The organism is Streptomyces sp. NPDC059201 (assembly GCF_042754585.1).
Lineage (GTDB): Bacteria > Actinomycetota > Actinomycetes > Streptomycetales > Streptomycetaceae > Streptomyces.
Window position 1 is genome coordinate 597,697 of sequence record NZ_JBHZBB010000002.1, and the last position, 13,766, is coordinate 611,462.

Here is a 13,766-nt window from a genome sequence, read left to right on the forward strand (position 1 = left end):
CCCGGCCGCCACTTGTGCGGCCGGGGCCCGCGCCGTAAAGCTGTGGCCCGACATCCCGCGCCACCAGGAGACACCGTCATGCCGCAGATCACCGTCGACTACTCCGCGCCCCTGGACCGGCGCGGTTTCGCGCTCGCCCTCCACGCCCTGGTGGTCGAGACGGTCGACACCACCCTCGACGCCTGCAAGACCCGCTTCCGCGAGGTCGAGGAGCTCGTCGTCGGCGACGGGTCCGGCGACGACCTCGTCGTCCACGTCGAGATCGCCCTGCTCTCCGGCCGTACGGACGCGACCAAGGCGCGGCTCGCGGCGGGCGTGCTCGACCTGCTGCCCCGCCACCTCAAGGCGGTGGACGGAGCCCGCCTCTCGGTCGAGGTGCGCGACCTGGAGAACTCCTACCGCAAGCGCTGACCCGGCACGGCGGCGGGCGGCGCCAGCTCCAGGAGCCGCACCACCAGCTCCGCGAACGGCCCGTCCGCCGGCTCCTCGGCCAGGATCGCGGCCAGCACCCCGGCCGCCTGCTCGTCGTAGAGGGCGCTGACCGCCGTCAGGGCCGCGAAGTCGTGCACCAGCTTCTGCTCCAGCTCCGCGCGCGGCACCCGCCGCCCGTCCAGCCACAGCAGCGCCGTCGACTCCGCGAGCGACACCCAGGACCGCACGACCAGTTCGAGCCGCGGCGAGGGCTCCGCCACCCCGAGGTGGGCGACGATCTGCTCGTACGCCGCCTGCCGGACCTCGTCGATCATCGCGTTGGTCGTCGACGAACCCACCGCCGGGCCGCCCCGCATCAGCGCAGCGAACCCCGGGCCGTGGTCGTCGACGAAGTCGAAGAACCGGCCCATCACCCGCAGCAGCCGCGCCCCCAGCGGTCCCTGCGGCGGCTCCAGGAAGCGGGCCGCGAGCTCGTCGGCCGCCCGCCGCAGCGCCGCCTCGTACAGGCTCTGCTTGCCGGGGAAGTAGTGGTAGACCAGCGGCCGGGAGATACCCGCGGCGGCGGCGATCTCGTCGATGGAGACCTCGTCGGGCGAGCGGCTGCTGAAGAGTTCGAGGGCCACCCCGATCAGCTGCTGCTTGCGCTCCTCGACGCCCATCCTGCGCCGTACACCGGTCGTCATACGAACAGCCTATCGGGGTCCGTTACGCTCCTCGTCCATGAGCGCTTCCGACCAGGACACCCCGGCCGCCGAGGGCCCCGCGACCGACGAGCCCGACGAACTCGACGAGGCGGCGGGGGAGGAGGGTGCGGAGGAGGACCGGGAGGACCTGGAGGACCAGGACCACCCCGTCGACGGCATGAGCCCCAAGCAGGCGAGGCGGCTGCGCGTGGCGGCCGCCTCGGTCCTGCTGGTGGTGATGGGCGTGGTCCTGGTGGTCCGCCTCGCGAGCCGGACCTCCGTGCTGGTCGTCGGCGTCTACGGCCTCGCGATGATTCTCTGCGGAATCGTCATCGAGCTCTCCCGCAACGGCCGCACCCGGCTCGGCACCTGGCTCCTCGTGGGCGGTCTCGCGGCCGCCCTCGCCTTCGACTGGTTGATCCTGCCCTGACGGTTCAGAGGTCCAGGACGAGCTTCTTCCCGGCGCAGCGCGAGACGCAGATCAGCATCGAGTCCGCCCGCTGGGCGTCGGTGAGCAGCTCGTCCCGGTGGTCGACCTCGCCGTCCAGGACGGTCTGCCGGCAGGTGCCGCAGAAGCCCTGCGTGCAGGAGTACATGAGGCCCGGCACCTCCTCCCGTACGGCCGCGAGCACGGACTGGTCGGCGGCGACGGCCACCGTCCTCCCGGAGCGCCGGAGTTCGACCTCGAAGGGGGTGCCGGCGGCCGGGGCGAGCGCCGAGAAGCGCTCCAGGCGCGGCGCCCGGCCCTCCGGCATCGCGGCGGTGACGGCGTCCATCAGCCCGTCGGGCCCGCAGCAGTAGACGGCCGTCCCGTCCGGCACGGACGCCAGGAACGACAGGTCGGGGTACCCCGCCTCGTCCTCGGCGACCACGGTGACGCGCTCGCCGCCGAGCCGTACGAGCTCCGCCAGGTACGGCATCGTGGCGCGGGACCGGCCGCAGTAGACCAGCCGCCAGTCCGCGCCCGCCGCCTCGGCCGCCCGGACCATGGGCAGGACCGGGGTGACGCCGATGCCGCCCGCGACGAAGACGTAGCCGGGGGAGGGGACCAGCGGGAAGCGGTTGCGGGGGCCCCGGATCTCGATCTCGGCGCCCTCGTGGAGCTGTTCGTAGACCTCGCGCGAGCCGCCCCGGCCGCCTTGCTCCTCCTCGATGAGCCGGGTCGCGATCCGGTACACGTCCGGCCTGCCCGGGTCGCCGCAGAGCGAGTACTGCCGGACCTGGCCCGAGGGGAGCACGAGGTCGATGTGCGCGCCGGGCTCCCAGGACGGCAACCGCTCGCCCTCCAGGCGCAGTTCGACGACGCCCTCGGCGGGGACGGCCCGGCCGGTGACGAGCACCCGGCGCGGGACGGTCGCCCCGCGCCCGTACCCGGAGACCGGCGTCTCCAGGGACGGCAGCGGCCACAGCGGGGCGCTGTCCATCCGGGAGCGGACCGCCCGGCGGACGAGCAGCGCGGCCCCGGCGACGAGGGCGACGGTGGTGAACCGGGGCATCAGCGGCCTCCGTTGGCGCCGGGGGAGGAGGCGAGGTACGCCACCGCCTGCGCGGTGTCACCCTCCTGGGAGGGGTGGTAGGCGCGGCTCAGGTAGCGGGGTATCGAGCGCAGCATGGCCGGGGTGGACGGCAGCACGCCCGCGCGGCCCCTGCGGTAGAAGTCGGCCCAGGACGCCTTGGGGTCGAGCAGGGTCGGGTCGTTCTCCAGGAAGAAGCGCACCCCGCGCTGCCAGAGGAAGACCAGCGCGGAGAAGGCGAGCGCCCAGGTGCGGGCGCGGCGCCGGTAGCCGCCGTCGAGGTGCATGAAGAGCTCGAAGGCGACGGCCCGGTGCTCGACCTCCTCGGCGCCGTGCCAGCGAAGCAGGTCCATCATCATGGGGTCGGCGCCGCGCCGGTCCAGCTCCTCGGCGTTGAGCACCCAGTCGCCGAGGAAGGCGGTGTAGTGCTCGATCGCGGCGATCATCGCGACCCGCTCCATCAGCCACCAGCGGCGCGGCCGGCCCGGCGGCAGCGTCCGGTCGCCCAGCAGCTTCTCGAAGAACCAGTCGACCTGCGCGGTGTACGGCGTCGGGTCGAGCCCCTGCGCGCGCAGATGCGGCAGGACGTCGTCGTGCGCCTGCGAGTGCACGGCCTCCTGGCCGATGAAGCCGATGACGTCCTCGCGCAGCCGGTCGTCGGTGATGTACGGCAGCGCCTGCTGATAGACGTGCACGAACCACCGCTCGCCGGCCGGCAGCAGAAGGTGCAGCACATTGATCGTGTGCGTGGTGAAGGGGTCGCCGGGAACCCAGTGGAGCGGGGTCTCCCGCCAGTCGAAGGCCACCTTGCGCGCCTTGAGCTCGACGTGTTCCGACGCCACCGGTGCAGGCTGCGTATTAGACATGCCGTCAATGTACTGAGGAGTAAGCACAGACAACAGAGCCGTGCACGGCCTTTTTCGCCCTGCGGCCGGCCCCGGCTCAGCCCGGCCCGGCCCGGCCCAGCCCGGCCCAGCCCGGCCCAGCCCGGCCCGGTTCAGCTCAGCCCCGGCCCAGCCCGGTTCAGCGCAGGGCGGGCATCTGGCGGCCGTCTTCCAGGGTGGCGCTCAGTTCGGCTCGGGCGCCTGCCTGGGCCGGTGCGGCGAGGACCTGGCCGTCGGCGCGGGCGGTCACCCCGCCCTTCACCTCCACCGCCGCCACGTCGGGACCGCCCGCCGCCAGCACGTACCAGCCGCCGCCCGGCGCCTGCCACAGCGCCCCGGCCAGCACTCTCGGCTCGCGCACTCCGCACGCGGGGGCGTCCTGTGCGCGGGCGGCCAGCGCGGCCGGCACCTTGCGGTCCGGCGGCAGGAACTGCGCGAGGACCCGGGCGCCGGTGCCCCGCCAGGTCTCGGCCCGGGTGCACACCCAGGTCGCCCGCCCCGCGCCCTCCGGCAGCGTCTGCCGGGCGAACCGCCACGCCTGCACCGAGCGCACACCGTGCCCGAGCACCGTCGTCAGCTGGCACGCCGTCCGCGCCCAGGCCGCCCGAGCCTCGCGCCCGGTCGCGTCCACCGGCGCGTCGGGCGCGCCCCACAGCAGCCGGGCGGGCACCAGCTCGCCCAGGTCGCCGAGCAGGCGGCCGCCGGAATCGTCCTTCGCCTCAAGGGTGTTCCACCGCACGCACTCCTTCGCGTGCGCGGGACTCGGCACGGCGTCCGTGACCCCGTGCGCGTCCCGCCCGAGCGTCCACGGCTCCTTGTCGGGCATGAGCAGATCCCGTACGGCCGTACCGGTCACCCAGGGCGCGGTCAGATAGCGCACGTTGCCCGCCGCCCGCGTGACGACGACGGCACCGGCGGCCGGGCCCTCGGCGCCGTCGGTCCGGGCGAAGTCCAGCGCGGCGCCCGCCGTCCCCGCCACCGGCTCGGCGTACCGCACGATCCGCAGCCCGTCGTGGAAGAGCACCACCCGGGCCGCGTCCACCCGCCCCGCGAAGAGCAGCTGCGGCGGCCCCATCGGCGGCCCGACCGGCGTCCCCGGCGTCGCCGACGACTCCACCGCCCCGCCGGGCCGCGCCCACACGGCGAGCGCCCGCCGCAGCAGCGGCGCGTCCCCGGTGAGCTCCCCGCGCGCGGGCCACACGGAGAAGTCCCTCCGTACGGCCCCGGGCCACACGGCCGCGGAGACCCGCTTCACCTTCGCGGGGTCGAGGGCGGCCTCGGCGGCGGGGTTACGGGCATAGCTGGGCGCCGCAGCACCGTTTCTGCCCCACCCGTCCCCCGGCAGCCCCAGCAGCGCCCCGCACACCAGCAGCGCCGCCACCCCCACCAGCACGGCCCGCCCGTGCTGCCGTCTGCGCAGCAGGTCCCCGGGCCGCGCCTGCAAGGTGCACGGATCGAACTCCGCCGACTCCAGCAGCGAGGCGCCGCTGAGCCGAGGCCCGGCGGGCTCGGCAGAGCCCGGGTCCGTAGGAGTCCCACCCGAGCTCCGACGGCGCCCGGGCCCGGCCTGCTCACCGCCGCGCGCGACGACGGGACTGGCCGGCGGCTCGTCCTCCAGCACAGCGAGCTCGGCGAGGGCGGACTCCGGGTCCGCGGCCCCCGCCGAGGCGAGGACCCGGAGGACCTCCGCGTCCCCCTGGCGCTCCAGACCGCGCAGCACGTACGCGGCGCGGGCCGGCCCGGAGAGGCGGGAGAGCAGCTGGTCCAGGGCGAGTTCGTCCGCCCCGCCGGCCCGGGGGAACAGCCGCAGCCCCCACACCTGCGGCAACAGCGGCGGCAACTGCGCCCGGCGCGGCACCGCGAGCCGCCGCAACGGCAGCCCGGCCACCAGCGCCTGCCGCAACACCTCGCCCCGTACATACGCGTACCCGGGATCCACCGCGTCCTCGGCCCGCCGGGGCTCCGGCACGACGGGCCCCGGCACCCGCCGCCGCGGCAGCGCCCGCTGCACGAGCGCATGCGCGGTCAGCACCCGCCGGTTGCGCCCCATCGTCGGCGGCAGAACCAGATAGGCGATGCGTACGAGACGCGGATACCGCTCGACGAGCGCGGCCTCGGCCTGCTCGACATCGACGGGCCCCAAGGGCGAGGGAACGAGATCCTGGCTGCTCACATTCAGCAGAACGAGCGATTCTTCCGATGGTCACCCCGGCCCTTGGCCCCGCCGCACCGGCCGGGCGCCCGTGCCGCGCCCGCGCCCCCTCAGGCCGCGTACACCGTGAGCCGCTCCCGGACGAGTGCGGTGATCTCGTCGGGGACGCCGAGGCCGTCGCGTACGTACGCCTCCATCGAGCCGTGGCGCTGCGCGACCTCCTCCAGGCCCGCGTCCAGGTACTCGGGTAGGACGCCGATCATCGCGAGGGCCAGTTCGGGGTCGCCGCCCTGGGTGACGAAGCCTTCGATCATCGGTGCGAAGGCGTGGCGGACCGCCGGGTTGACCGCCAGGTACTCCTCTCGGACCACTGCCTCGTCCGCTCCGAGGAGGCCGAGTACGACCGTCGCCGCCCAGCCGGTGCGGTCCTTGCCGGCCGTGCAGTGGAAGAGGAGCGGGCCGGCGCCGGGGGTGCCGAGTTCGGTGAGGAGGGTTCGGTAGGAGTCGCGGGCCGAGGGGCTGGTGACGAAGGCGCGGTAGGTGTTCCGCATCGCCTCGCGGATCCGGCCGCCGCCGAGGTGCCGCTCGGCCAGGGCCGGATCCGTGAGGAGGGTCTTGAGCCGGGCGGCCGGCGGCAGCCCGCTCGCCGCCAGGTGGTCGGCGAGCACGTCGGCGACGACCAGCCGCGCCCCGTCCGGGAGCCGGTCGGGCCGCTCGGCTCGCTCGGCGGCGGTCCGCAGGTCGACGACGGTACGGATCTTCAGCCCGGCCACCGCCTCCTCCTCGGGTTCCAGCCGGTCGAGCTGCGCCGACCGCAGCACCAGCCCGGACCGGACGGACCGCCCGCCGCCCAGCGGCAGCCCCCCGAGGTCCCGGAGGTTGGCGACGGTGGTGGCGGGTATCGCGGGCATGGGGTCGGACTCCTCCTGTTGCGCGGCTTTCCTCCCGACCGTAATCGCCCCGCCCCGACTCGGCACCACCGGCCCCGCCGGAGCCTCCCGCCGTGGCCGAAAAGTAGTCCGTTCCGGACGACCGCGGGAAGCGGGAGGCGGTCCGTCCCGTCACCCCGACGGGTGACACCATGTCCCCCGATGACGCATCCCCGGTCGCCCCTGCGCGCCTTGAGAGCCGCCCTGTTCGCGGTCGTATGCGTCGTACTGGCAGCGGTAGGGCATTCGTCCATGTCTGGGATGGAAGCGCACCCGCTCGACCCGCTCACCCTCCTCGCCGCCTTCGCCGCCACGGCCGGTGTCGCCTGGTGCGCGGCCGGCCGCCGCCGCGGCCCCGCCGCCTGCGCGACCGCCACCGTGGCCGCCCAGGCCGCCCTCCACACCGCCTTCTCCCTCACCGGAGCCCACCACCCGGCAGCACCCGCCCCGCAGACCCCCACGGGCCACGAGGCACACATGGGCCACATGGGCCACATGGGCCACACAGGCCCCATGACCCACGTGGCCCCCGCGGATCCCACCGGCGACGGCATCGCCGCGCTCCTCGCGCCCCTCGCCGACGGCGGTCCCGGCATGCTCGCCGTGCACCTCCTGGCCGCGCTGGTCTGCGGGCTGTGGCTGGCGCGCGGCGAGGCCGCGTTCTTCGCGCTCGCCGAGGCCGCGCTCACCCCGCTCCGGCACCTCCTCGCCGTACCGCTCGGGCCCGTGGCCGTACCCGACGACCCGCGCCGCCCGGTCCGGCGGCCCCGCCGGAACGCCCGGCGCCCGCACGTCACCGTCCTCGCGCACGTCCTCTCCCGGCGCGGGCCGCCCCGGCTGTCCGTCCCCCGCGCCATGGTCCTCGGTCCGCTCGTCTGACGCCGGGGGCCGCTTCCCCCTGCCCGACGGCAGACCCCTCACGAGACTCCGAGGACAGTCATGACCATCGACGATCCCGCACGCCCCGACACAGTCGAAGCACCCGAAGCACCCGAAGCACCAACAGAGGCCCCCACCACCCCCCGCCGCCCCGGCGCCTGGAGCGCGCTGCGCCCCCTCCTCCTCCGGCTCCACTTCACCGCCGGTCTCCTCGTCGCCCCCTTCCTCCTCGTCGCCGCGCTCAGCGGACTGCTCTACGCGCTCTCGTACCAGGCGGAGAAGGTCGTGTACGCGCACGAACTGGAGGTCCCGGTCGGCGAAACCACGCTCCCGCTCGACCGCCAGGTCGCCCTCGCCCGCGAGGCGAACCCGGACGGCACCGTCACCGCCGTCTGGCCCGCCGCCGAACCGGGCGCGACCACCCGCGTCCTGATGGCCGACCCCGACGCCCCCGAGGGCACCTCGCTCGCCGTCTTCGTCGACCCGTACACCGGCGACGTGCGCGGGCAGCTGCCCAGCTACGGCAGCAGCGGCGCCCTGCCGCTGCGCACCTGGATCGACGGACTCCACCGCGACCTGCACCTCGGCGAACCCGGCCGGATCTACAGCGAGCTCGCCGCGAGCTGGCTCGGGGTGCTGGTCCTCGGCGGTCTGGTCCTCTGGTTCGCCCGGCGCCGCACCAAGCGGCGCGCGCTGCTGCTGCCCGAGGGCGGCCCGAAGTCCCGCCGCCGCACCCTCTCCTGGCACGGCTCGGTCGGCCTCTGGGCCGCCCTCGGTCTGCTGCTGCTCTCCGCGACCGGCCTGACCTGGTCGCGGTACGCGGGCGAGAACATCGGCACCCTCCAGGACGGCCTCGGCGGCGCCACCCCCACCCTCTCGGCGGGCGCCGCGCCCGGGGCGGGCGGCGAGCACGCGGGCCACGGCGCCGGCCACCAGCCGGCCGACACCGCCCCCGCCGGCGCCGACATGGGCGTCGACCGGGCCGTCGAGGCCGCCCGTGCGGCCGGTATCGACAGCGCCTGGCTCGCCGTCACCCTGCCCTCCGAGGGCAGCGGTTACGTCGTGAAGGAGACCGACAAGCAGTTCCCGGTCGAGCTGGACTCCGTCGCGCTGGACCCGGCCGACGGCACCGTCCTCGACCGGCTCGCCTTCGCCGACTACCCCCTCCTCGCCAAGCTGACCCGGGTCGGCATCGACGCGCACATGGGCGTCTCCCTGGGCCTGTTCAACCAGCTGGTCCTCGCCGCCCTCGCCCTCGCGCTCGCCCTGATGATCCTCTGGGGCTACCGCATGTGGTGGCTGCGCCGCCCGCGCCGCCCGGTGGGCCGGGGCGCCTGGAGCAAGGTGCCGGTGACGCTGCTCCTGCCGCTCGCCGCGGCGGTCGCGCTCATCGGCTGGTTCCTCCCGCTGCTCGGCATCAGCCTGCTGGTGCTGCTGGCGGCCGAGGCCGTCCTCACCCTGGTGGCCAGGGCGAGGACGAAGCGGACCGCCGTCTCCTAGGAGGCGGTCACGGAAGGTACTTGTAGCCGACCCGCCGCACGGTCTGGATCGTGTGGCGGTGCTCGGCGCCCAGCTTGCGGCGCAGCCGGGCCACATGGACGTCGACCGTCCGCCCGTCGCCCACGTGCCCGTACCCCCACACCGTCTGCACGAGCTGGTCGCGGGTGTGCACCCGGTGCGGGTGGGCCACGAGGTGGGCGAGGAGCTCGAACTCCAGGTAGGTCAGGTCGAGCGCCCGCCCGTCGACGGTGGCGATCCGCCGCTCGCCGTCGATGCCGACCGGCCCGTCGGCCGCCTGCCCCGGCGGCGCGGGCGGGAGCGGTTCCTGCTCGGCCGGCAGCAGGACCAGGTAGCCGACCATCGGCGGCCGGCCCGGCAGCGCCGGCAGGGCGTGCGGCGGGGCGGGCAGCAGCGTGGCGCCCGGCGGCAGGAAGTCCGCGACCCGGGCGAGGCCGGCGGCCTCGTCGGGGGCGACGGCGCGCAGGCGGGGGCGGGGAGCGGTAAGCGGGGCGGCGGCAGCCTGGGTGTGGGCCATGGGAGGACTCAGCTCTCTCGCGCGAGGTGCGGGACGGACCGGAGGTCGTACGTCATGCGTCGTGCGCGTCGGCCGAAGGCCGGGGACCGGGAATCCGCCCGGTCGGGGCTTTAGAGGGCCGACGCGTTCCTCACGCGCCGACAGCACCGGTCGTAGTCGTGGTGCTGACGGGAAGGCCAGAACGGCTCAAGGTCGTGGCGACCCCTCGCGCTCTCGTTCCGCTCCATGCTGGCCATATCCCTATTAAACCAGGAGGGAAGAGCTCCGGGCAGCCCCGGGACACCCAAAACCCTTGTCGCGCATCCCACATGACGGAAGGGGCGCCCACCGTACGGAACGGTGGGCGCCCCTTCACGGGACGTGCGTCAGCGGGTCGCTCAGACCTGGCCGGCCTTCTCCAGGGCCTCGCAGCAGGTGTCCACGATGAGGCGGGTCACCACGTACGGGTCCACGTTGGCGTTGGGGCGGCGGTCCTCGATGTAGCCCTTCTGGTCCTGCTCGACCTGCCACGGGATGCGGACCGAGGCGCCGCGGTCCGAGACGCCGTAGGAGTACTCGTCCCACGGGGCGGTCTCGTGCAGACCGGTCAGGCGCTCGTCGATGCCGGCGCCGTAGTTCTTGACGTGGTCGAGCGGCTTCGAGCCCTCGCCCAGCGACTCGCAGGCGGTGATGATCGCGTCGTAACCCTCGCGCATCGCCTTGGTGGAGAAGTTGGTGTGCGCGCCGGCGCCGTTCCAGTCGCCCTTGACCGGCTTCGGGTCGAGGGTCGCGGAGACGTTGAAGTCCTCGGCCGTGCGGTAGAGCAGCCAGCGGGCGATCCACAGCTGGTCGGAGACCTCCAGCGGCGCCAGCGGGCCGACCTGGAACTCCCACTGGCCGGGCATGACCTCGGCGTTGATGCCGGAGATGCCCAGACCCGCCTTGAGGCAGTTCTCCAGGTGCGCCTCGACGATCGGACGGCCGTGGATCTCGTCCACGCCGACGCCGCAGTAGTAGCCGCCCTGCGGGGCCGGGAAGCCGTTGACCGGGAAGCCGAGCGGGCGGGTGCCCTCGAAGAAGGTGTACTCCTGCTCGATGCCGAAGATCGACTCCTGCGCGGCGTACTTGGTGGCGACCTCGGTCAGCGCGGCGCGGGTGTTGGAGGCGTGCGGCGTCATGTCCGTGTTGAGGACCTCGCACAGCACCAGGATGTCGTTGCCGCCGCGGATCGGGTCCGGGCAGACGAAGACCGGCTTGAGCACGCGGTCCGAGGCGTGACCCTCGGCCTGGTTGGTGCTGGATCCGTCGAAGCCCCAGATCGGGAGCTCCGCCAGCGCCAGGCCCTCGCCCGCGATGATCTTCGTCTTGGAGCGAAGCTTCGCGGTCGGCTCGGTGCCGTCGATCCAGATGTACTCAGCCTTGAAGGTCACGGGGTTCATCCTTAGGGCGTGGCGTGCTGCTGCGGGGATCCGCGGCGGCTCGCGGCGCTGCGAGAAGCTGCGGTGTAGGCGACGGACGCCCGGCCGGTGTCCGGCCCGCCGTCTGAGGCGCCTTTCGTGTGACCGCAGCTTCGCAACACGGGATTTCCCTTCGGTTGCCCGTTTGTGAACCCCGTGTTACTCAGCTTTCCTTCGAATCGCGCGCGGCCTGTGCGAGACCGTGCGCGTCGAGCAGCGCGCCGAACCCAGCCGCGCGGATCCGCCGCACCAGCTCGTCCCGCGCGATGCCCAGCGCCTCGGCCGTCCGCCCCGGGTGCCAGTCGCAGGAGGCCAGCCTGCGCAGCAGATACCCCCGCCTGACCTGGGCGTCCGACAGCCGGAAGGTCTTCAGATAGGCCGTCCGCCCCTTGTGGTCGGTGATCAGCTCGCCGATGTGCTGCTCCCGCCCGTCCCGCAGGAACGGCGGCAGGAACCGGTACAGCGCGAACCGCCCCATCCGGTGGACCCGCTCGAACGCGTACGGAGTCTCCAGCAGGTCGCGCGCCATCAGCCCGTCGTGCGCCACCGCCCACCGCCGCTCCTGCTCCCGCGCCGCCGCCCGCAGGTCCGCGAGGTCCCGGATCCCGCCCGCGCCGTCCCGGATCCGGGCCGCGAACTCGGGCACAGGACCGCCGTAGTACGCGTACTGGTGCACCAGCTCGCCGAACAGGTCCTCCACCAGCGTCGGGTGCAGCACCCGGTAGTCCTCCGGGTGCGGCACGACGAAGGCCGCGGCCAGCGCGTCCGCCGTGTACACCAGCACCCCGCACTGGCCCGGGTGCACCTCGAAGATCCGCAGCGCCTCCGCGAGCCCCGGCACGTCCACGCCCGCGTACGCCGCCTCCGCCCGCGGCGACAGCCCGCGCCGCAGCGCCTCCCGCGACCACTCCTCCCACAGCACGGACGGCCCGCCGAAGTGCAGCGACAGGTACCCCTCCAGGGCGAGGTGGAGCGGCAGGAACCGCAGCCGCCGCTCGCCGCGCCGCCGCTTGGCCAGCCGGTGGTGCGGGGCGCGCAGCGGCACGGTGGCCGGCGGCCCGTCCCCGAGCCGCGTCCCGTACGCCGCCTCCTCGCGCTCCGCCCCCGACCAGTCCGCGACGAAGCCGTGCGGGATGTAGGAGGTGTAGACGGTGCCGTCGCCGACGTCCACGGACGAGGGCAGCGCGAGGTGCGAGACGTACCCGCCGTCCCTTCCCCCTTCGTCGTACCGGGCCCCGCTCCCGTACACCTCCCGGTGCAGCCGCAGCCCCTCCACCGGCGCGGACCGCACCAGCGGCACCAGCCGCACCCCGCCCCACACCTGCGAGGGCCGGACGTCGAGCCCGGTCAGATCGATCCGCGTCACGCCTTCTCCCCCTCGCCGTGCCCCGCCAGGAAGTCCGCCACCCGCCGGTCCAGATAGGCGCGCAGCTCCGTCAGCCCGGTCCGCCCCTCCGCGAACCCGGCGACCTCCACCAGCGCCGGCAGGTCCTCCGCGTCCCGGATGCCGACCGCGGGCACCGAGGGCCCCAGCCGGCGCACGTCGAACACCCCGGCGTCGTATACGGGGTTCACATGGACCGCCGCCGTCCGCCGCTCCGGGTCGAGCCGCGACCGCCACACCCGCAGCACCTCGCCCGCGAGACCCGGCGGCGCGTTGTCCCAGCCGTCCGAGACGATCACCAGCCGCTCGGGACCGCCGTCGAGCGCGTCCAGGATCCGCAGCCCCAGCGGAGTGGGCCCGTACGGCCTGACCAGCAGCGGATCCGTACCGCCCGAGGTCCACAGACCGGTGTACGCCCCCGGTGCCGCCAGCGCCTCCAGGAGGAAGTGGCAGCCGAGCGCCACGGCCAGCGGCCGGCGCCGCTTCACCGCCGAACCCGACGAGGAGAAACTGTCGTCGAGGACGGCCGCGACCCGCCCCCAGCTCCCCGCGTACGGCCCCGCCGCCCGCCGCGCCGCCGCCCGCAGCGCCCCGGTCAGCTCCGCCCGCCGCGCCGCCCGCTCCGCGAACGGCAGCGCCAGCACGTACAGCGCCAGCCGCGTCAGCGGCATCACCGCGAGCCCGGAGCCCGGCCCCGCGCCGCGCCCGGCGGCCCGCTCGGTCCGCAGCCGCTCCAGCCGGGTCATCCGGGGCGCGATCCGCTCCAGGAACACCGCCCGGTCCACCCCGTGCCGCGCCGCGAACCCCTCCGCGACCGTGAACGGCAGCGCGTAGAGCGCGGCCTCCTCGTAGTGCGCCCGCCGGTACGCCTCCAGCGTCCGGTTCTCGTACCGGACCCGGCGCCCGGGCGCGAAGAGGAAGTCGCCGGTCTCGGCGTCGGCGGCCGGTACGTGCGCGTGCCGCAGCGCGGCCTTCACCCCGGCCCGGTACTTCACGGCGTCCAGCGCCGGATCCGGCCGCGCGGCCAGCCACTCGCGCGTGATCGCGCGCGTGCGCCGGTTGTTGACCCCGGCGGCGCGCAGCACCCGGAAGAGCCGGTAGACCCGCTGCGGCGCCATCCGCGCCAGCCGGGCCGCGATCAGCCGCCCCTCCCCGGCGCCCGCCTCGCCCGGCGTCCGCAGCAGCTGCTCGACGACGAGGGCGGCGTTGTGGTCGTTGATGTCAAGCGCCAGGCAGGACGCGTACAGCGGGCGGTAGTTGACCCGTACGTACTCGTGGAGGAAGGCGAGCGAGAGGCGCTGCTCGGCGGCGGAGGAGCGGAACTCCCGCTGCCCGGTGGCGGTCACGGCCGCGTTGACGAACAACAGCACGTCCTCGGCGGCGACGAGCTCGGACACGACGTCCCCCTCCTGGCGTGTCGGTGTGCCGGCCGGGGAGA

Annotated in this window: 13 protein-coding genes; 4 read left to right on the forward strand and 9 right to left on the reverse strand. The window is 74.8% G+C overall.

The window, feature by feature from the left end:
* Positions 1–78 precede the first annotated feature (78 nt).
* Positions 79–411 carry a 5-carboxymethyl-2-hydroxymuconate Delta-isomerase gene (locus ACFXMG_RS08555; protein ID WP_383827878.1) on the forward strand — a complete coding sequence of 111 codons (333 nt, stop codon included), beginning with the start codon at positions 79–81 and terminating at the stop codon, positions 409–411.
* Here the strand turns inward: ACFXMG_RS08555 and ACFXMG_RS08560 are convergent.
* Entirely contained in the window at positions 396–1,115 is a 720-nt protein-coding gene (locus ACFXMG_RS08560; RefSeq protein WP_383827877.1) for a TetR/AcrR family transcriptional regulator, read from the reverse strand. The two genes, ACFXMG_RS08555 and ACFXMG_RS08560, sit on opposite strands and share 16 nt — an antisense overlap.
* Before the next feature lie 37 nt (positions 1,116–1,152).
* Here ACFXMG_RS08560 and ACFXMG_RS08565 point away from each other — a divergent pair, with 37 nt between their 5' ends.
* Positions 1,153–1,545 carry a hypothetical protein gene (locus tag ACFXMG_RS08565; protein ID WP_383827875.1) on the forward strand — a complete coding sequence of 131 codons (393 nt, stop codon included), beginning with the start codon at positions 1,153–1,155 and terminating at the stop codon, positions 1,543–1,545.
* Positions 1,546–1,549: 4 nt separating this feature from the next.
* On the opposite strand, the gene ACFXMG_RS08570 is transcribed toward ACFXMG_RS08565, so the two are convergent.
* The 4 genes from ACFXMG_RS08570 to ACFXMG_RS08585 form a co-directional block, all read right to left on the reverse strand.
* Entirely contained in the window at positions 1,550–2,611 is a 1,062-nt protein-coding gene (locus ACFXMG_RS08570) for a PDR/VanB family oxidoreductase (RefSeq protein WP_383827873.1), read from the reverse strand.
* Positions 2,611–3,495 (reverse strand): metal-dependent hydrolase, encoded by an 885-nt coding sequence (locus tag ACFXMG_RS08575; protein ID WP_383827871.1) that lies wholly within the window; start codon positions 3,493–3,495, stop codon positions 2,611–2,613. Before ACFXMG_RS08575 ends, ACFXMG_RS08570 begins: the two co-directional genes overlap by 1 nt.
* Before the next feature lie 157 nt (positions 3,496–3,652).
* Entirely contained in the window at positions 3,653–5,686 is a 2,034-nt protein-coding gene (locus ACFXMG_RS08580; RefSeq protein ID WP_383827869.1) for a hypothetical protein, read from the reverse strand.
* 89 nt (positions 5,687–5,775) lie between these two features.
* Positions 5,776–6,576 carry a tyrosine-protein phosphatase gene (locus tag ACFXMG_RS08585; protein WP_383827867.1) on the reverse strand — a complete coding sequence of 267 codons (801 nt, stop codon included), beginning with the start codon at positions 6,574–6,576 and terminating at the stop codon, positions 5,776–5,778.
* Positions 6,577–6,855: 279 nt separating this feature from the next.
* Between ACFXMG_RS08585 and ACFXMG_RS08590 the strand changes: the two genes are divergently transcribed.
* Together ACFXMG_RS08590 and ACFXMG_RS08595 are read left to right on the forward strand one after the other, a co-directional pair.
* Complete coding sequence (locus ACFXMG_RS08590) at positions 6,856–7,473, forward strand: hypothetical protein (RefSeq protein ID WP_383827865.1); 618 nt, start codon at positions 6,856–6,858, stop codon at positions 7,471–7,473.
* 60 nt (positions 7,474–7,533) lie between these two features.
* The gene (locus ACFXMG_RS08595; RefSeq protein ID WP_383827863.1) at positions 7,534–8,973 is read left to right on the forward strand and encodes a PepSY-associated TM helix domain-containing protein; all 1,440 of its coding nucleotides are present in this window, start codon (positions 7,534–7,536) and stop codon (positions 8,971–8,973) included.
* A 7-nt stretch (positions 8,974–8,980) separates the two neighbouring features.
* On the opposite strand, the gene ACFXMG_RS08600 is transcribed toward ACFXMG_RS08595, so the two are convergent.
* The 4 genes from ACFXMG_RS08600 to ACFXMG_RS08615 all read right to left on the reverse strand — a co-directional run bounded on the left by ACFXMG_RS08600 (position 8,981) and on the right by ACFXMG_RS08615 (position 13,725).
* Positions 8,981–9,508 carry a winged helix-turn-helix domain-containing protein gene (locus ACFXMG_RS08600; protein ID WP_383827861.1) on the reverse strand — a complete coding sequence of 176 codons (528 nt, stop codon included), beginning with the start codon at positions 9,506–9,508 and terminating at the stop codon, positions 8,981–8,983.
* Between the two features lie 377 nt (positions 9,509–9,885).
* Positions 9,886–10,917 (reverse strand): glutamine synthetase, encoded by a 1,032-nt coding sequence (glnII, locus tag ACFXMG_RS08605; RefSeq protein ID WP_383827859.1) that lies wholly within the window; start codon positions 10,915–10,917, stop codon positions 9,886–9,888.
* A gap of 190 nt (positions 10,918–11,107) precedes the next feature.
* Positions 11,108–12,310, reverse strand: coding sequence for a hypothetical protein (locus ACFXMG_RS08610; protein WP_383827857.1), 1,203 nt, complete (start codon positions 12,308–12,310; stop codon positions 11,108–11,110).
* Positions 12,307–13,725: a hypothetical protein gene (locus tag ACFXMG_RS08615; RefSeq protein WP_383827855.1), complete on the reverse strand. Its 1,419-nt coding sequence runs from the start codon at positions 13,723–13,725 to the stop codon at positions 12,307–12,309. The genes ACFXMG_RS08610 and ACFXMG_RS08615 overlap by 4 nt, the downstream gene beginning before the upstream one ends.
* Positions 13,726–13,766 lie beyond the last annotated feature (41 nt).